We start from the raw sequence: 710 nt of genomic DNA, 5'->3' as shown, positions 1-710 counted from the left end.
GGCGATCATGCGGATCAGGTTCGAGGTCCAGAAGGGGATGGTGCACAGCAGGAAGAGCAGCGTGCGCGTCCCCGTCCCCTCGATGACGAAGGCCAGGTAATAGGCGATCCAGAAGCCGATCAGCAGCGTGATCGCCCAGGTGATTCCCGCGAACCCAAAGGTCTTTCCGTAGGTCCGCCAGGTCACCGGAGATCCGAAGACCTCCACGTAGTTGGTGGTCACGAAATCCGGGATGATCCGCACGCTGTCGTAGTCGTAGAAGCTCACGACCACGAGCACGCCGAGCGGCAGCACCAGGAAGACCGCCAGAACCAGCGCGAGCGGCGCCGCCAGGAGCCAGGAGACGACGCCGCGCATCGGTTCAGGCTGCGATGAACTCGTTCCACTTCTGGACCATGTAGCGGTCCTCCGTCATGACCGAGTTCCAGCAGGACACCTTGCCCATGCGCTCCACGAAGGAGCCGCCGTCGCGCACCGTGCCGGCCTTCTCCATCAGGCGTCCGTCCGGCGCGAGGATGTCGGCGGCGGCGGGTTTGCCCTCCATCCAGAAGTCCCATTCGGCCGGCGACATGTGGCCGCGCGCCGTCTCCAGCACCGCGGAGTAGTAGCCCTGGCGGTTGAGGTAGGCGCCCGTCCAGCCCGAGAGATACCAGTTCAGATACTCGTAGGCCGCATCCAGCTGCAGCCCCGAGACGTGGCGCGCGATGCCG

Annotated in this window: 2 pseudogenes; both read right to left on the bottom strand. The window is 65.4% G+C overall.

What is annotated here, in order from left to right:
• Positions 1–357 (bottom strand): annotated as a pseudogene (locus AC1DWF_RS34555) (ABC transporter permease); the annotation flags it as partial.
• A gap of 4 nt (positions 358–361) precedes the next feature.
• A pseudogene (locus tag AC1DWF_RS34550) lies at positions 362–710 on the bottom strand (ABC transporter substrate-binding protein); the annotation flags it as partial.

Source organism: Aminobacter sp. P4_D5, from assembly GCF_056401815.1.
The sequence above is the reverse complement of the archived record's forward strand: the minus strand, read 5'-3'. Positions and strand labels throughout refer to the sequence as shown.